This window comes from Streptomyces sp. NPDC048636 (genome assembly GCF_040650655.1).
In the GTDB taxonomy this organism is placed as follows: domain Bacteria; phylum Actinomycetota; class Actinomycetes; order Streptomycetales; family Streptomycetaceae; genus Streptomyces.
The window spans coordinates 367846-385671 of the sequence record NZ_JBEZHR010000003.1 but is presented as its reverse complement, the minus strand read 5'-3'; the positions used below and the strand labels follow the sequence as shown (position 1 = coordinate 385671).

The following is a 17826-nucleotide window of genomic DNA, read 5'->3' as shown; positions in this document are numbered from 1 at the left end:
ACTCCCTTGCGCGTGGCACGGTTTGGTTCGTGGACCGCGCGGGCGCGGGCGGTTCGACGGGGTGCGTGCGGATCGCGGCACGGACGGGGGGACGCATATGGGGAGTGGCGGCGCATGGCCGGAATGAAGCTCTACTCGCTTGAATCCAATGATCCGCGGCAGCTCGGCCCCTACCGGGTGCTGCGGCGGATCGCCACCGGCGGTATGGGCCGGATCTATCTCGCCCGGCAGGACGCCCCCGGGACCCCCGCCAGCGCCGCGGGGCCTACGGGGACCGTGGTGAACCACGGGCTCGTCGCGGTCAAGACCCTCCTCGCCGAGGGGATCGTCAGCAGGCCGGACCGGGAGCGGTTCGCCCGCGAAGTGGAGCTGGCGGGGCGGGTCAACAGCATGTACACCGCCAGGGTGCTCGACGCCGACGAGAACGCGGAGCGCCCATGGCTCGCCATCGAGTTCATCTGGGCGCCCAGCCTGGGCGAACTCGTGGTCGGTGCCGGGACGTTGCCCGTGGACGCCGTGCGCTGGGTGGCGGCCGGGGCCGCGCGGGCGCTGGTCGAGATGCATGCCCTGGGGGTCGTCCACCGGGACATCAAACCCCTGAACATCCTGCTGCCCGCCGACGGCCCTCGCCTCATCGACTTCGGCATCTCGCACGCCCACGACCACACCAGCTCGACGACGACCATCGGAACCTTCGCGTTCACCTCGCCGGAGCAGGCGTCCGGCAGGAAATCCACCGTGGCGTCCGACATGTACTCCCTGGGTGCCACGCTCTTCTTCCTCGCGGTCGGCCGCCCGCCGTACGAGCAGACCGACCACTCCATCGGGGTGCTCGCCCTCGTCCAGCGCGGCGAGACCGACACAAGCGGGCTGCCGCCGGAACTGGAACCGCTGATCCTGCCCTTGCTGGAGGCCGACCCCGCGAGCCGTCCCGCGCCGTCGGACGTCTTACGGGACGTCCTCGCCGACCTCGACCGGGTGACGACGGACCGGGGCGCCGAGCGGTGGCTGCCGCGGGCGTGGAACGCGCAGATCGAGGAGTACGCGGAGCAGGGACGTCAACTGCTCGACGGGGCACTGGACTTCGACGCCGCCGAAGCCCCGACTCGGATGAAGCCCGAGGGCGCCTCGGAGGGTGCGGACGGGGCGATCAGCGAGATGCGCGAGCAACTGGAGGCCCTGCGCAAGCAGCGGGACGCCTTGGTGCGGGCGCAGGCCGAGGAGCAGGCGGAGGCGGAGGCGCGGGCGGCGGCGCGGGCCGAGGCGCGGGAGCTCGCGCGCCAGGAGCAGGAGAAGGCGCGCAAGGAGCGCGAGGGGAAAGAACGTGAGCGGAAGGAGCGTGAGCGCAAGGAACGCGAGCGCAAGGAGAGGCAGCGCAAGGAACGTGAGCGGTTGGCTCGCGACAAGGCCGCGACCTCCACCAAGAGCGAGAGCAAGGGCCCGCCGAAGTCCGGAGCCGCCAAGGAAGGCTGGACGGGCCTGCTCGTGGCCGCGCTCATCATCGGAGCCCTGATCTGGCAGCCCTGGGACAAAAAGGACGACGACACCCCGACGGGCAGCTCCACCCCACGTGCCACTTTCTCCAGCGGCAGCGGCACCAGCGACCAGGGCGACAGCGGCACCGACAGCTACGGCTCGTCGAGCGGCGGCTCCGATGACACCGCGCCCGCGCCCGCATCCGAGCCCGAGCCCGAACCGACGACCACCACCCCCGAACCCGACCCCACCGAAGACGCCTTCAAGGCCGTGTCGTACGGGGACTGTCTGGACGTCGTCGACACCGGTTACGGCGGCCTCACCAAGTTCGACTGGAGCGAGGACGAGCCGAATACGACGTCCTGCGGCTACGGGACACGTGTGAAAGTCACCGGCACCACCGGCGACTGCGCGTCCGGCGTGGGCAAGGCCACCTGGTCGTACTACTCCACCAGCAGCGGCGAGCGGACCGCGCTCTGCCTCACCGGCCAGTACCACCAGGGTGACTGCCTGCTCGCCAAGCACGAGGGCAACACCCTCAGCAGCATCGCGATGCTGTCGTCCCCGAACTGCACGGACCAGAGGGTTCCCGCCGCGTACAACGAGATCCTCGTCGTCACGGCCACCTACCGGGCGACGGGGGGCGCCGGCGGCGAGGTCTGCCGCAACGGGCAGTACGACACCAACACGTACTGGTCCACGAAGGTGGACGACGACGCGACGCTGCTGTGTCTGAGGGCGTACGACTGAGCCCGCTACGGCTGGCTGCCAGGTGAAGGGCGTCAGGGCGTCAGGAAGGCCGTGGTGGTCGAGACGAAGTCGGCCGGGGCGTCCAGCCAGGGGAAGTGGGACGCGGCGGGCTGGATCGTGAAGCGGGGGGTGGGGAGGAGCTCGGCCAGGGCGGCCACCGAGGGGGGTGGGGAGTTGAGGTCGAACTCTCCGGCGAGGAGCAGCACCGGCTGGTGGAAGTCGGCGAGGGCGGCGCGGGTGGTGTCGGGGGTGAAGGCGCCCTCGGAGGCGTAGACGGCGGCGGCCTCGTTGTTCCGCTGGGTGGCCTCGGCGGCCTGGTGGGCCTGGGTGGCGGCGTCCCAGTGGCCGTAGCGGAAGGGGGCGATGGCCTGGAAGGTGTCGGGCGTGGCGTTGCCGGAGGTGATCGCCTCCAGGGCGGCGAAGGCCGTGGGGAACCAGGGTTCGTCCTGGCGGAGGAGTGCCGTTTCGCGGCGGAGGTCGGGGGTGATGGTGATGCCGGGGGCCATCGGGCTGGGGGTGATCAGGGCCAGTTTGCGGATGCGGTCCGGGTGGTGTTCCGCGTAGCGGAGGGCCAGGTTGGTGCCGGCGGAGTGGGCGAGCAGATCGACGCGGTCGAGGCCGAGGTGGGTGCGGAGGGCTTCGACGTCGGGGACGAGGCGGTCGCAGCGGTAGGTGGCGGGGTCGCGCGGGGTGGCCGAACGGCCCGTTCCGCGGAGGTGCGGTTTGATCAGGCGGTGGTGGGCGGAGAGGCCGCCGAGGTCGCCAAGGTAGGCCGGGTCCTGCATCGGGCCGCCGGGGAGGACGATCAGCGGGGCGCCGTCTCCGAGGACGTCATAGGCGAGTTCGGTGCCGTCGGGTGCGGTGAGAGCGGGCATGGGCGGGCCTTTCGGGGTTCTTGGCGGGGAATTCGCGTTATCTCATTCGCGTCATCTCAGGGGTGGAGCACCTCGCCGTTACGGGTGCCGAGCGAGGTCGGACGCGGCGCTCGCACCGGCCGGGTGAGCAGTCTGCGGTCGGGGTCGGCCGCGCGCTCGTTCCAGGCGGTGGATCTCGTCCGGCGTCGCCGCCGATACACCGTCGATGGCCGAGAAGCGCTCCTGGCGGTGCGGGTGGCGAGGGAGGGCGGCCCCTACCGCTGCCGGTGGCTTACGCGGCATGGCTCCCGGGCCGGGGCGGGGCACAGGGCGGGCGAGTCATACGCGCAGGGTGGCACGGCTCGGTCCGGTGAGCCACCGCATTTGCTGCGGGTCCGAGGTAGAAAGGGCCCTATGCCGACGAGTTCGCCCGTTCCTGAGTCCGATGTCGAGGCCATGGTGGACGCCTTGTTGATCGCCTCCCGACTGCTGGTGGCGGTCTCCGCGCGGTCGTTGGCGGCGGTGGAGGAGACGCTGACGCTGCCGCAGTTCCGGATGCTGGTGGCACTGGAGAACCGGGGGCCGCTCAGTCTGTCGCGGCTGGCCGAGGAGTTGGGGGTGCAGCCGTCCACGGCGATGCGGATGATCGACCGGCTGGCGGCGGCCGGGGTGGTGGCGCGTGGCGCCTCGGACGTGGACCGCCGGGCGAGTGTGATCTCGTTGACCGATGCCGGGCGCCGGACGGTGGAGGAGGTCACCGAGCGGCGGAAGGGTGAGCTCACGGGGATCGTGGAGGCCATGCCCCCGGGGCAGCGGCGCGGCCTGATCGAGGCGTTGCGGGCCTTCACCGAGGCCGGCGGCGAACCCTCGGGTCAGCCGTCGGAAGGGCCGGGGGAGCGGGGCGGACGGCGAGGGGTCGCCGGTTGGTGAGCGGGCGGACGCCCCGGGCCGCCGCGGTAGCGCGGCCGCGCGGCGCGGGATTGTAGGGCAGGCGCGCCGCCCTCGCGCTCGGTTTGCGCGCATGTGACGAAGATGGACTTTTGCTGAGTGCAAAGATCGGTGCGTCCCGTACCTCTGTCGTCCAGCCGATCCCCGCAGCACGGCCACGGCTCCTGTGACGGGCCGTTCGTGCCCTCAGGAGGCATGATGAAATCTCACGCCCGGAACGCCAGGTACGCGCGGAACAGCGGCGGTGCCTTTCCGATGAGTCGTGTGCTCGCCGCGGTGGTCGCTCTGGCGGCGATTGTCGCCGGGGTGTCCATCTGGATGTCTCGCGGTGGCGATGAGGAGGGCCAGACGGTGGCGGGGAATCTGCCGGCCGCGGGCAATGGGGGCGCGGCGGGGGCCGGGGCCGGTGGGCTGACCGAGTTGGACAAGACGTTCCTGGTCAAGGTGCGGCAGGCCGGGCTGTGGGAGATACCGGCCGGGCGGATGGCCCAGAGTCAGGCCTCGAGCGAGGCGATCAAGCGGGCCGGGATGCATCTGCTGGACGGCCACAGCAAGCTGGACCAGCTCACCCGCGAGGACGCCAAGGCCCTCAACGTCCCGCTCCCCGACGAGGCCAGCGCCGAACAGCAGGGCTGGGTGGATCAGTTGAAGGCCGCGAAGGGGCGGGAGTTCGACCAGACCTTCGTGGATCTGCTGCGCGCCTCGCACGGCAAGATCTTCATCACCATCGCCGAGGTCCGCGCCACCACCAAGATCCCCCTGATCCGGCGGCTGGCCACGCAGGCCAACAACACGGTGAACGACCATATGGAGGTCCTGGAGGACACCGGTCTGCTGACCGACGCCGTGCTCGATGACGTGGCCTCCACGGTGCCCAAGTCCAAGTGACGGCGGTGCAGCCTCCCTTGCCCGTTCACCAGCTGACCGGCAGCGCCTCCAGCGGGCGTACCACCACGTTCTGCTGGTACCGCAGCTCCGACGGATCGACCGCCAGCCGGACCCCGGGGAAGCGTTCGAAGAGCCGCCTCGCCCCGATCTCCGTGATGATCTTCGCGAGATGGGCCCCCGAGCAGTAGTGGATGCCGAAGCCGAAGCTCAGATGGGCCGGTTTGGCGCGGTCGAGGTCCAGGTCCTCGGGGTGGTCGGGGAACTGGCCCCGGTCGCGGTTGGTGGACATCACCGAGATGATGACGACTTCGTCGGCCGGGATGGTGACCCCGCCGATCTCCACCGGTTCGGTGGTGACGCGTTGGAGGGCGTTGCTGATCGGGCTGACGTAGCGGATCAGCTCGTCCATCGCGGCGCCCCAGCGGCCCGGTTCGGCGAGCAGCCGCCGCCGCTCCTCCGGGTGGGTCAGCAGGGCGGCGAGGACGCCGCCGACGAGGCTGGCGGTGGTGTCGTTGCCGCCGGTCATCAGGGCGAAGCCGGTGGAGAGGATCTCGGTGGGGGTCAGCCGCCGTTCGGCGTCGGCGTGGATGAGGGAGGACAGCAGATCCTCACCCGGTGTCCGCTCCTTGGCCGCGATGAGCGAGGACATATACGTGGACAGGTCCTGGATGTTGCGGTCCAGGACCCCCGAGGTGTCGGTCGGGGAGAACGTCCGCAGCGCCTGTGACCAGCGCAGGAAGTCCGGCCAGGCGTCCGCGGGGACGCCCATCAGCTCGGCGATGACGATGACGGGCAGCGGGTCGGCGTAGCCCGCGATCAGATCGGGGCGGGTCCGGGTGGCCAGCCGGTCGAGCAGTTCGTCGGCGATCTCCTCGATCCGCGGTCGCAGCGCCTCAGCGCGGCGCGGGGTGAAGGCGAAGCTGATGGCCTTGCGCAGCGGGGTGTGGCGCGGGGGTTCGAGGTTGGCCAGATGGTTGGCTTCCTCGGGGGGAGGGGTCAGAGTGCGTCCCGAGCGGCGGGACATCAACTGGTAGTGAATATGGATGTCCCGGCTGAAGCGGGGGTCGGCGAGCGCGGCCCTGGCGTCGTCGTAGCGGGTCACCACCCAGGCACGACCGCCGTCGGGAAGCGCGATCTCGCACACCGGGCGTTCCTCGCGGACGTGCTCCAGCACCGGATACGGGTTCTGGGTGAACTCATTGGTGAGCATCCAGTACTTGGAGAGTGTCCGTGTGGTGGCCATGCCGTCCCCCTCGACTGTCCGGTGGGCGCTGTCCGTCAGGTGCTCGGCAGATGCGCCGGGAGGTGCCTCTGTCCCCGCGACCCTAGGCCCGGCCCCGGCCCACCACCGAGGTGATGCAAAGACTTCGAAGCGGGCCCGGTTTCCGCCCCGATCTCTGCCATTCGGCAGAGGTGGAAGCCCCGGGGCCGGTCCTAGTCTCGGCTCGTCAGCGTAAGCACCGCCCGGTACAGGGAGAGTGAGCCGCGTGAGCGCGACGATTTCGACGGAGACGGAACTGGCCGCCCGAGCGGTGAACGTCCACAAGATCTATGGTGTGGGTGACGCCCAAGTCGCCGCCCTGCGGGGGGTGGACGTGGAACTGCGCCGCGGCCAATTCACCGCGATCATGGGGCCCTCGGGTTCCGGTAAGTCGACCCTGATGCACTGTCTCGCCGGTCTGGACTCGGTGAGCGAGGGCGATGTGTACGTGGCCGATATGAAGGTCAACGGAATGAGCGACAAGGAGTTGACCCGTCTCCGCAGAGAGCGCATCGGATTTATTTTCCAGCAATTCAATTTGCTGCCGATGCTGACCGCGGAGGAGAACATCCTGTTGCCGCTCGCCATCGCGAAACGGAAGCCGTCGCCGGAGTGGCTCCAACAGGTGATCGACACGGTGGGGCTCAGCGAGCGGCTGGGCCACCGGCCGTCGGAGCTGTCCGGCGGGCAGCAGCAGCGGGTGGCGTGCGCGCGGGCGCTGGTGTCCCAGCCCGAGGTGATCTTCGCCGATGAGCCGACCGGCAATCTGGACTCACGGGCCGGTGCCGAGGTGCTGAAGTTCCTGCGCGACTCGGTGCGGACGCTGGGCCAGACGATCGTGATGGTCACCCATGACCCCAACGCCGCCTCCTACGCGGACCGGGTGGTCTTCTTCGCCGACGGCCAGGTGGTGGCCGAGATCACCGAGCCGACCGCCGAGGCCGTGCTCGACATGATGAAGAAGATCGACACGCTGGAGAAGGTGGCCTGATGTTCAAGGCGACTCTCAAGAGCGTGCTCTCGCGCAAGCTCAGACTGCTGCTGTCGGGGCTCGCGGTGGTGCTGGGCGTCACCTTCGTCTCCGGCGCCTTCGTCCTCCAGGACACTCTGGGCCGGTCGTTCGACGCCCAGTTCGCGGGCGCGTACGACGACATCGACCTCCAGGTGGCAGCGAAGCCGCGGGTCGACGCCGGGGTCGGCGACGCGGCCAGCGCGCCGGTGGGGCTGGGCGCGAAGACGGTACGCGAGGTCGCGGGCGTCTCCGGGGTCGACGAGGCCGCCGGGGAGGTACGGGTCGAGGGCGCACGGGCGCTCGGCCGGGACGGCAAGGTGGTCCCGTCCACCGGCGGCCCCCGCTACGGCAAGAGCTGGACCGGTGAGACCTCGCTGCTGAAGCTGCGCGAGGGGCGCGCCCCCGGCAAACCGGGCGAGGTGGCGATCAACGCCGGGCTCGCGGAGAAGGGCCACTTCAAGGTCGGCGACACCATCGGGGTGCTGACCGGGGAGCCGAAGCGGACCTTCACCGTCGCCGGTGTCTTCGGGTACTCCGGTGACCGGGACTCCATCGGCGGTGAGCAGACGGTCGCGTTCACCGAACCTGTGGCGCAGGAGCTGATGCTGGGGAAGACCGGCGAGTACTCGGCGGTCACCGTGACCCTCGCCTCCGGCGCCAAGGCCGCCTCGGTGCAGGCCGCGCTGCGCAAGGAACTGGGCAACGGGTTCGAGGTGCGCACCGGTGAGGAGCTGTCGAAGAAGTCGGCCGACGGCTCGCGGGACGTACTGGACCTGGTCACCCAGGTGCTGCTGGGCTTCGCCGCGGTCGCGGTGCTGGTGGGTGTCTTCCTGATCATCAACACCTTCTCCATCATCATCGCCCAGCGGATGCGGGAGTTGGCGCTGCTGCGGGCGCTGGGTGCCAGCCGCCGCCAGATGATCGGTTCGGTGCTGCTGGAGTCGCTGGTCATCGGGCTGGTCGCGGCGTTGGTCGGGCTCGGCCTCGGGGTCGGCCTCGGCGCGCTGGGGGCCTCGCTGCTCGCGGACACCATGGACGGGCTGAAGGTCGCCGATCTCGCGGTGCCCGCGAGCGCCGTGATCGTGTCGCTGCTGGTGGGCGTCGGGGTGACGATGCTGGCCGCGCTGTTCCCGGCGCTGCGCGCCTCGAAGGTCCCGCCGATCGCGGTGATCCGCGCCGCCGCGGCTCCGGACCGCAGGCACCGCAAGCAGACCTGGACCGGTTCGATCCTGCTGGTGCTGGGCGCCGGGCTGCTGCTGACGGGGCTCATGGGCTCGGGTGACGCGGCCGTCTCCGCCGTACTGCCCGGGGTGCTGCTCGCCTTCATCGGGGTATCGCTGCTCACTCCGCTGATCAGCCGGCCCGCCGTCTGGCTGCTGGGCGGGATGTTCTCCCGTTCGCTGCCGGGCCAGCTGGGGCGGCGCAACTCGGCCCGCAATCCGCGCCGTACGGCGATCACCGCCTCGGCCCTGATGATCGGCGTCGCGCTGGTCACCACCCTCAGTACGGTCGCCGCGTCGGCGAAGGACAGCGTCAACGACGAGATCTCCGGCAAGCTGAAGTCCGAACTGGTCGCCATGGGCGACACCGGCGAGGGCATGTCGGCCTCCATCGACCCGGCGGCGCTGCGCACGGTGCGCGGGATCGACGGGGTGGACGCGGTGGCGGCGGCCTCGTTCGACACGGCGAAGGTCGGCAGCGCCACTCAGACCGTGTCCTCGTGGGAGGACTGGAAGGCGGCGCGCGGGTTGCTGAGCCTGCGGACCGATACCGGGGCGATCGATGAACTCGCCCCCGGTTCGGTGCTGATGAACAAGAACACCGCCAAGGACCGCGGGGTGAAGGTCGGGGACAAGGTCACCCTCCAGCTCCAGCGCGGTGAGCGCCGTACCTACCGGCTGGCGGGCACCTTCGAGGAGATGGCGCTGGCCAACAGCGTGGTGGTGCCCTGGGCCGACGCCACGAAGGGCTTCCGCTACGCCCAGCCCTCGCAGGCGTACATCAAGCTGGCGGCGGGCGCCTCGGCCGACTCGGTCCAGCCGCGGGTGGAGAAGGCGCTGCGGGACAGCCCCGAGGTGACGGTGCAGTCCAAGGAGGAGGTCGCGCAGAAGTTCAACGACGGCTTCGACATGATGCTGAACGTCGTACAGGCACTGCTCGCGGTCGCGATGATCATCGCGGTGCTCGGCATCGTCAACACCCTGGCGCTGTCGGTGATGGAGCGGACGAAGGAGCTGGGCGCGCTGCGCGCCATCGGGCTCGGCCGGGGCCAGACCATCCGCATGATCATGACGGAGTCGGTGGTCATCTCGCTCTTCGGCGCGGTACTCGGTGTGGTGGTCGGCTCCGGGCTCGGACTCGCGGTGGCCCGCTCGATGAAGTCCCAGGGCGTGAGCACGCTGTCGCTGCCGTGGGGGCTGATGGCGGTCTATCTGGTGGGTGCGGCGCTGGTCGGGATGGTGGCCTCGCTGGGACCTGCCCGGCGCGGTGCCAGGCTGAATGTACTGAGGGCTGTCACCCAGGAGTGATGCCCGCCCGCCAGCCGCTCGCCGGCCATCCGTGACTTCCGCTCTTCCGGAACGTGCCGGGAACGTGTCGCGGAAACCCGAAAAGACTCCCGCGGTGCCTCGAAAAATCCCCCGACGAGGCACCGCGGGGCGGTCCTACCCAGGGTGCGGCGCACCGCATTGCAGCTTCCTGCACAGGCTGTTGCCATTCGAGATCAGCTACGTTGATATGGGTCCGACGGATCGGATGACCGGTGCTGTGGAACCGGTTCTCGGCAGCCCAGAAGGCAGCCGAATCGGACAGGGGGCAAAATGCACGAGCGGGAGTTCCGCGCCTTCGTCTCTATAGCGGAGATAGGGCGTATGGATCAGGCGGCGAAGGTCCTCGGTTATTCACAGCCGGCCATCAGCTATCAGATCAAGTGTCTGGAACAAATGCTGGGTACAAAGCTCTTCACTCGGGATTCCACCGGCGCCCAGCTCACCCGTGAAGGGCGCATGATCCTCCCGTCGGCCCGTGCGGTACTGGCCCTCATCGACAGTATGAAAGGGGTCTGCGCCGCCGCCTGACGCTCTCCAGCACGCCCTTGGGCCCGTGTCCCCCGCACAACGGGGGCCGGGCCCTTGTCCATGGGTGGGCCCTTGTCCAAGGCCGGGCGCCTGCGGCCGGGTTCTTGTCCATGGGTTGAGCGGCCGCGGCCGGGCCCGGCGCCTGTACGCCCGGTCGGGCGCGGTTGTCCACAGGGTGTGGATGGCAGGAAGGTGCAGCGAACCCAACCACCGGTTAAGTCGGTGGCGTTCAGCCGACGCGGTCGCTGTCCCAGACCCAGGCGGCGATGCCGACCCGGTTCCGGACGTCCAACTTCCGCTGGACGTTGGCGATATGGGTCTTGACCGTGCCCGCCGAGATGAACAGCTCGCCCGCGATCTCGGCGTTGGTCATCCCCTGGGCGACCAGCCCCGCGATCTCCACCTCGCGTTCGGTGAGCGCCTCGACCGGCTGTTTGGCCCGCGGCTTCTCCGGCTCCTGGAACTGCCGCAGCAGACGGACCGTCACCGACGGGCTGATCATGGCGTCCCCGGCCATCGCCGCGCGGATCGCCTCCACCAGCAGGGTGGGCCCGGAGCGCTTGAGGAGGAAGCCGCAGGCGCCGTTGCGCAGCGCGGTGTGCACATATTCGTCGAGGTCGAAGGTGGTCACCACGATCACCTTCACCGGGTCCTCGATATCGGGGCCGGTGAGCAGCCGGGTGACCTCGAGCCCGTTCATCCGCGGCATCCGGATGTCGGCGAGCACCACGTCGGGCCGTAACGTGCGGGCGAGTTCGACGGCCTCCAGGCCGTCCCCGGCTTCGCCCACGACCTCCATGTCCGGTTGTGAGTCGAGGATCAGCCGGAAGCCGATCCGGACGGTGTCCTGGTCGTCGGCCAGCAGGATACGGGTGGTCACGACACTCACCGTAGCCGGAAGAGCACAGCTTCGCAGCGGGACCGCCGCGGGGCCCGTATCGAAAGTTTCGTTAAGGGCTTTGGGGGCGTGGGGGCGGTTGGGAGCATTCGGGCCTGGACCCCCTCTCTCGACGCCGTGCGGCTGCGCGCGGTGCTTTCCAGGTCGGACTCTTCAGGTTGGAGTGGTGACTGAGCATGGCTCGCACCAGAACACTCAGAGTGGCGGTGGCGGGTGCGGCCTCCGTGACCGCCTCCGTGGCGATGATCGCGAGTGGCACCCTGGCCTCGGCGGCCCCGGACTGGCTGGCCCGCGCCGCGCACGGCGCCCCCTCGGACGTGGCCATGCTGTCGGCGAAGGCCGGGGAACCGGTACGTCCCGCATGGCCCGCCGGGGACTTCGACACCACCGACGCACCGGCGGGGAAGGCGGGGAAGCCCGGGAGCGCCGGGAAGGGCGCCGCCGCGGCACCGAAACCCGCCGCCCCCGCCGACGGGGTGACCACGGCCGTCCGCCGCCCGGTGCTGAGCGCCGCGCGCACCGACGGCGGTGCCGAGTACGAGTTCGTGATCGGCACCGGTGACACCCCGCGCACCGGGCAGACCGTCTCCTCCGGCTGGCTGCGGACCCCGCGCTGGTCGGTGCCGGACGGGGTGCTCAGGGACGGGGAGCGGTACCGCTGGACCGTACGGGCCAGGGACCGCGCGGGCGCCGCGGTGACCGCCGACGCCCCGGCCCGCTCCCTCGCGGTGGACTTGCGGCTCGGCGCGCAGGCCCCCGGGGGGCCGGTGCCCGCCGACACCCTCGGCCCGGTGTCGGTGAACCTGGCGAACGGCAACACCACGGCCTCCGTCGCCACCCCGCAGGCCGCCACCCCGGCCGGTCCGCAGGGCGCCACCTTCACCTACGACTCGCTGGCCACGGCCGAGGCCGGCCTCACCGGCGCGTACTACACGGGGACTTCCGGCACCGGTATCGGCGATACGGAGGACCCGGCGGCCGTACGGACCGACACCCAGCCCTCGTTCGGCTGGGGCGGCGACCGCGCGCCGTGGCCGGACGCCAAGCCCGGCGACCGCTTCCGGGCGCGCTGGACCGGCCGGTTGCGGGTGCCGGACGCGGGCGGCTACCGCCTCGGCGGTGTCTACGACGGCGGGGTGCGGATCTGGCTGGACGGCAAACCGGTGGTGGACGACTGGAAGGGCGGCAAGGGCGGTCCGGCCCCCCGGTTCGGGGCCGTCCGCCAGTTGAAGGCCGGGCACAGCTACCGGATCCGAATGGAGTACCAGCGGCCCGCGAAGGGCGGCCAGGTGGCGCTCTGGGCCCAGCGGTCCGGCAAGGGCGCGCTGCCGGTGCCCGCGTCATGGCTGTCGCCCGACGGCGCCGTACTGCCCCCCGGATGGAGCGTGACCCCGGCCGCCACCGGCGCGAAGGGCGCCAGTGCGCTCAAGGAGGGCACGGGCGACGGTGCGTTCCAGGAGAGCGCGGGCCAGGGTGCGCCGGGCGCGGGGACCACGGCGACCGGCCCGACGGCGACCACCGGGACAACCGGCAACGGCGGCGCGGCGCATCCGCTGAGCCCCGGCGCCACGGATGCCACGTCCGGCGCCACCGCCTCCGGGCGGCCCGCGCCGCTCGCCGCCCCCGGGCCCGAGACCAAGGGCGACCACGCCGCCGACTCCGCCCAACGTAAGGCGGCCGAGCGGGCCGAGGACGCGGGTCTGACGTTCGCCTACGCGGGCGACTCGGTCTGCGCCGACGACCATGCCCCCCAGGGCTTCGTCTGCGCCGTCACCGTGCCGGGCGTGGGCACCACCCAGCTGCACTACGCGGCCGGGAAGCTGGCCCGCATCGTCAACCCCGGTGAGGAGACCACCGACTTCGGCTACACCGCCGACCACCGGCTCACCGATGTCCGCACCCCACTGGTGATGGACTGGATCGCGGTCGACCCGGACCGCCGTGACCACTCCACCGCCAACTACCGCGTGGACTACGCGGACACGGCGCCCGGGGGAGGCCGGGCCACCCTGCTGGCCGGTCCCGAGCCCACCGGTTTCGCCGACGGCGGGCCCGCCCGCCCCCAGCACACCTACCGCTATGGCTCCGGCTCCACCCGGGTCGAGGTGGCCGGGGTGCGCGGGGTCCGCACCGTGGCGTACGACACCGCGGGCCGGGTCGGTGCGGACACCGACGCCACCGGCCGGACCGTGCGCACCACCTGGACCGCGGACGGACAGCCCGCGACCGTCCTCGACGCCGCGGGACGGCTGACCACCACGGTGCACGACGAGGCGGGCCGCCCCGTCGGCACCTTCGGACCCGGCCCCCGGAAGTGCTTCGCCGACGACGGCGGGCTGGTGACCCCGGCCCCCGAGGGCTGCGCCAAGGTGCCGTCGGAGACCACGGCATACGGCGCCACCGGCATGACCACGGTGACCGCGGGCTCCGACGGGGTCCCGGACCGCACGGTGGAGACCCGGCTCAACGAGATGGGCGTACCGGTGGCCACGGTCACCGACCCGAAGGGGCTCAAGCTCACGACCGGTTACACCTATGACGAGATGTTCCGGCCCACCGCCAAGGTGATGCCCAGCGGCGCCCGCCAGACGTACACGTACTACGGCGCCGACGAGAAGGCCGACAACCCCTGTACCGACAAGGACGATCCGCTGCCGCAGGCGGGGCTGCCGAAGGCGGTCACCTCGGCGGCCCCGGCCAAGGGCTCCGCACGGGCCGAGCGGTTCGTCTACAACACCCGCGGGCTGCCGGTCGCGGTGACCTTCGGCGGGCCGAAGTGGGCCTGTGTGGACTACGGGGAGCGCGGCCAGATCCTGGCCATGCACGTGCCCGGCAATGCCGACGCCCCGGCGCGCACCATCACCTACGACACCGCGTACGGCGGGGATCCGCTGACCACCAAGGCGTCCGAACCCGGTGGCGACCTGGTGTACACGGTCGATCTGCTCGGGCGGACCGTACGGCTCACCGATGTCCAGGGCATCCGCACCGACACCCGCTACGACCGGGCCGGGCGGGCGGTGCGCGAGACGTCCACCCCGCCCGGGGACCGGGCGCAGGTGAAGACGGTGACATATGACGACGCGGGCCGGGAGACCGGTGTCGCGCTGGACGGCAGGACACTTGCCACCGTCGCGCTGGACGAGGGCGGCCAGCTCGAGAAGGTCGCGTACGCGGGTGGTGCGAAGCTGGCCGTACGGCGGGACGCCGCGGGCCGGATCACCGCCAAGGACTGGACCCTGGCCGACGGCCGCGAGCTGCCGAGCCGGGTCACCCGGGCCCGCTCCGGGGTGGTGACGGACGAGTCCACCGCGGGTGAGGATCCGCGCGAGGACGGGCCCAACTACCGCTATGACGCGGCGGGGCGGCTGGTCGACGCGTGGGTGACCGGACACCACTACGGCTACGGCTTCACCGGCGCGCCCGCGGACTGCCCCGAGGGCACCGAGGCGGGCGCCGGGGACAACGGGAACCGGCTGCGGCTGACCGACCGTACGGCGGACGGCACCACCACGACCGGCTACTGCTACGACGCCGCCGACCGGCTGCTCGCCACCACCGGTGACACTCCGGTCAGCGGGGTGACCTACGCCGGGAACGGCCATATGACCGGCTACCGGCTGGGCGGTGCCACGGTGGTGCAGCGCCATGACGCGGCCGAGCGCTATCTCGGCTCGAAGATCACCGGGAAGGACCCGGCCGATGTGCGCTACACCTCCGACACCGCCGACCACCTGGTCGAGCGCACCTCCACCGGCGCCGGTGACTCCGGCCGGCTCTACGGCCACACCTCGCTGACCGACCCGGATATCGACTTCGTGCTCCGCGCCGACAAGCGGGTGCTGGCGAGGGTGGTGGCGCTGCCCGGCGGGGTGGTGCGGGTGCGCGAGGGCGCCGTGGCCGGGGCCCGTACCAGCTGGAGCTATCCGACGGTGCGCGGCGATGTGTTCGCCGTGGCCGATGACGACGGACACCAGCGGGGCGGGGTGTACCGCTACGGCCCGTACGGCGAACCGCTCACCGCGGACGGCGCGGTCGACCCCGACCACATCCCGGACAACCTGCCCGGTGACTACGACTACGGCTGGCTCGGCCAGTACCAGCGCGGGACCGAGCACGCGGGGGCGCAGTACGCCACGGTGCTGGACACCCGGCTGCTCAACAACACCCTCGGCCGCTTCACCCAGCCGGTGTCCGGTGGGCCGTTCCTGAACGGCTACGAGTACGCGGCCGGTGACCCGGTCAACCACGTGAGCATCGACGGCTTCAGCCTGGAGGTGGAGAAGGAATGACGGAGAAGTATTTCGCGGACGCTTCGGTCGACCTGCTGGAACACCACGGCACCCGACTGGTCCGGGTCACCCCGCGGCACGGGGGTGACGGACCGGGGTGGCTCACCGCCAATGTGGACGGGCTGCGGGCGGCGATGCTGGACCACGCCGCGGTGATGGTGAAGAACCTGGGCCTGGGCGAACAGGACGAACTGGCGGGCCTGGCCGAGCTGATCGGCGGCCGGACGCTGGAGTACAACGAGCGCTCCACCCCGCGCAGCCGGGTCAAGGGCAATGTCTACACCTCCACCGAGTACCCGGCCGACCAGTCCATTCCGCAGCACAACGAGAGCGCGTACTCCCACAACTGGCCGCACAACCTCTTCCTGTACTGCGCCAAGGCGGCGGCCACCGGCGGGGAGACCCCGGTGGCCGACAGCGGCGCGGTGCTGGACCGGCTGCCCGAGGAGCTGGTGGCGCGGTTCGAGGAGCACGGGGTGCTCTACACCCGTACGTACCGCACCGGGATGGGGCTGTCCTGGCAGGAGGGGTTCCAGACGGACGACAAGGCGGAGGTGGACCGCTACTGCGCCGAGCACGACATCGAGGCGGAGTGGGACGGCGAGGTGCTGCGCACCCGGCAGCGCCGTCCGGCGGTGGTGGAACACCCGGTCACCGGGCGCAGGGTGTGGTTCAACCAGGCCCATCTGTTCCATGTGCACGCGCTGCCGGAGCCGGTCCGCGAAGGGCTGCTGGAGATCTGCGGTGAGGACGGGCTGCCGCGGAACGCGTACGTCGGTGACGGCACTCCGGTCACCCCGGGGGAACTGGCCACCATCCTGGGTGTGTACGCCACCACCACGCTGGCCGAGGGGTGGGAGGACGGCGATCTGATCATGATCGACAACATCCTCACCACGCATGGGCGCCGTCCGTACACCGGGGACCGCAAGGTGCTGGTGTCGATGACGCAGCGCGCGGGGTAGGCGCGGGATGTCAGGTCAGCCGCATAACGCGGTCTCCACCCTCGACGAGCTGGATCCCGGCGCCGTCGACCTCACCGATCCGCGGACCTTCCTGGACCGTGAACTGGCGCCCATGTGGCGGCGGTTCCGGGAGCACAGCCCGGTGCACTGGCATCCCACCGAGGGGCTGATGCCCGGTTTCTGGGTGCTCTCCCGCTACCGGGACGTGATGTCGGTCTACCGCGACAACCGCGCCTTCACCTCGGAGAAGGGCAACGTCCTCACCACGCTGCTCCGGGGCGGCGACTCGGCGAGCGGCAAGATGCTCGCCGTCACCGACGGGGTGCGCCACCGCGAGATCCGCAATCTGCTGCTCAAGGCGTTCGCGCCACGGGTGCTGGAGCGGGTGGTGGCCGGGGTGCGGCGGCGCACCGAACGGCTGGTGCGCACCGCCGTCGAGCGCGGCGGCTGCGACTTCGCGCAGGACGTGGCCGAGCACATCCCGATGGCCACCATCGCCGATCTGCTCGGTGTCCCGGAGTCCGACCGGTCCTATCTGCTCAGCCTCACCAAACAGGCGCTCAGCGCGGAGGAGGCCGGGCAGAGCGTCCAGGACTCGCTGGTGGCCCGCAATGAACTGCTGCTGTACTTCGCCGAACTGGCCGAGGACCGGCGCGAGGAGCCCACCGGGGATGTGATCAGCGTCCTGGCCACGGCGACGATCGACGGTGAGCCGCTGACCGAGGAAGAGATCGTCTTCAACTGCTACAGCCTGATCCTCGGCGGCGACGAGACCAGTCGGCTGTCGATGATCTGCGGGATGCGGGAGCTGATCGAGCACCCGGTGCAGTGGAAGCGGCTGCGCGACGGGGACGTCACCGTGGACACCGCCGTGGAGGAGGTGCTGCGCTGGGTCACCCCGGCCATGCACTTCGGACGGCGGGCCGTGGTGGACACCGAGGTCGGCGGAGTGCGGATCGGGGCGGGCGACATCGTCACCCTGTGGAACACCTCGGCCAATTACGACGAGGAGGTGTTCGCCGATCCGGAGGTATTCGATCTGGGTCGCACGCCCAACAAGCATGTGTCGTTCGGATATGGGCCGCACTTCTGTCTCGGCGCTTATCTGGGGCGGGCGGAAATCCATGCGATGCTCACCGCGCTGCGTTCTTTTGTGGCCGAGGCGGAGCTGACAGGACCGGGTCGGCCGATCCACTCCAACTTCCTGCACGGCTACAGCGGTCTGCCGGTGGCGCTGACCCCGGCCACCGGCTGAGCCCGCGCCCGAGATCCCGTACGACCGCCCCGGCCGCGCTTGTGGCCGGGGCGGTCGTATATGCCAAGGGAGCCGTCGACGGTAGCCGTCCGGCGGGCCGCCGGTACAGCGCGATACGCATTCTTCGATATGCGTTTCTCGGCGATTTCA

General features: G+C 70.9%; 12 protein-coding genes. 9 read left to right on the top strand and 3 right to left on the bottom strand.

Annotated elements, in window-relative coordinates; genetic code table 11:
* Positions 1–114: 114 nt before the first annotated feature.
* Entirely contained in the window at positions 115–2226 is a 2112-nt protein-coding gene (locus tag AB0C66_RS12125; RefSeq protein ID WP_362436209.1) for a serine/threonine-protein kinase, read from the top strand.
* A gap of 32 nt (positions 2227–2258) precedes the next feature.
* Here the strand turns inward: AB0C66_RS12125 and AB0C66_RS12120 are convergent, their stop codons facing one another.
* Positions 2259–3101 carry an alpha/beta hydrolase gene (locus tag AB0C66_RS12120; protein WP_362436207.1) on the bottom strand — a complete coding sequence of 281 codons (843 nt, stop codon included), beginning with the start codon at positions 3099–3101 and terminating at the stop codon, positions 2259–2261.
* Positions 3102–3494: 393 nt separating this feature from the next.
* Here AB0C66_RS12120 and AB0C66_RS12115 point away from each other — a divergent pair, with 393 nt between their 5' ends.
* On the top strand, positions 3495–4010 hold the full coding sequence (locus tag AB0C66_RS12115) for a MarR family transcriptional regulator (protein ID WP_362436205.1): 516 nt from the start codon (positions 3495–3497) through the stop codon (positions 4008–4010).
* A gap of 213 nt (positions 4011–4223) precedes the next feature.
* Entirely contained in the window at positions 4224–4916 is a 693-nt protein-coding gene (locus tag AB0C66_RS12110) for a DUF4142 domain-containing protein (RefSeq protein WP_362436203.1), read from the top strand.
* Positions 4917–4941: 25 nt separating this feature from the next.
* On the opposite strand, the gene AB0C66_RS12105 is transcribed toward AB0C66_RS12110, so the two are convergent.
* Complete coding sequence (locus tag AB0C66_RS12105; protein WP_362436201.1) at positions 4942–6159, bottom strand: cytochrome P450; 1218 nt, start codon at positions 6157–6159, stop codon at positions 4942–4944.
* Between the two features lie 244 nt (positions 6160–6403).
* Between AB0C66_RS12105 and AB0C66_RS12100 the strand changes: the two genes are divergently transcribed.
* The 3 genes from AB0C66_RS12100 (at position 6404) to AB0C66_RS12090 (ending at position 10266) form a co-directional block, all read left to right on the top strand.
* Complete coding sequence (locus tag AB0C66_RS12100; protein ID WP_362436199.1) at positions 6404–7168, top strand: ABC transporter ATP-binding protein; 765 nt, start codon at positions 6404–6406, stop codon at positions 7166–7168.
* Positions 7168–9717 (top strand): FtsX-like permease family protein, encoded by a 2550-nt coding sequence (locus AB0C66_RS12095; protein ID WP_362436197.1) that lies wholly within the window; start codon positions 7168–7170, stop codon positions 9715–9717. Before AB0C66_RS12100 ends, AB0C66_RS12095 begins: the two co-directional genes overlap by 1 nt.
* A 291-nt stretch (positions 9718–10008) precedes the next feature.
* Complete coding sequence (locus tag AB0C66_RS12090; protein ID WP_046084493.1) at positions 10009–10266, top strand: LysR family transcriptional regulator; 258 nt, start codon at positions 10009–10011, stop codon at positions 10264–10266.
* Between the two features lie 229 nt (positions 10267–10495).
* On the opposite strand, the gene AB0C66_RS12085 is transcribed toward AB0C66_RS12090, so the two are convergent.
* A complete protein-coding gene (locus tag AB0C66_RS12085) occupies positions 10496–11146 on the bottom strand; it encodes a response regulator transcription factor (protein ID WP_362436195.1) in 651 nt (216 codons plus the stop codon).
* Positions 11147–11340: 194 nt separating this feature from the next.
* Between AB0C66_RS12085 and AB0C66_RS12080 the strand changes: the two genes are divergently transcribed.
* Genes AB0C66_RS12080 through AB0C66_RS12070 form a run of 3 tightly spaced genes read left to right on the top strand, consistent with a single transcriptional unit; the run spans position 11341 to position 17676 of the window.
* Positions 11341–15456 (top strand): PA14 domain-containing protein, encoded by a 4116-nt coding sequence (locus AB0C66_RS12080; protein ID WP_362436193.1) that lies wholly within the window; start codon positions 11341–11343, stop codon positions 15454–15456.
* Entirely contained in the window at positions 15453–16421 is a 969-nt protein-coding gene (locus tag AB0C66_RS12075) for a TauD/TfdA family dioxygenase (RefSeq protein WP_362436191.1), read from the top strand. The genes AB0C66_RS12080 and AB0C66_RS12075 overlap by 4 nt, the downstream gene beginning before the upstream one ends.
* A gap of 7 nt (positions 16422–16428) precedes the next feature.
* On the top strand, positions 16429–17676 hold the full coding sequence (locus AB0C66_RS12070) for a cytochrome P450 (RefSeq protein ID WP_362436189.1): 1248 nt from the start codon (positions 16429–16431) through the stop codon (positions 17674–17676).
* The last annotated feature ends 150 nt before the right edge of the window (positions 17677–17826 follow it).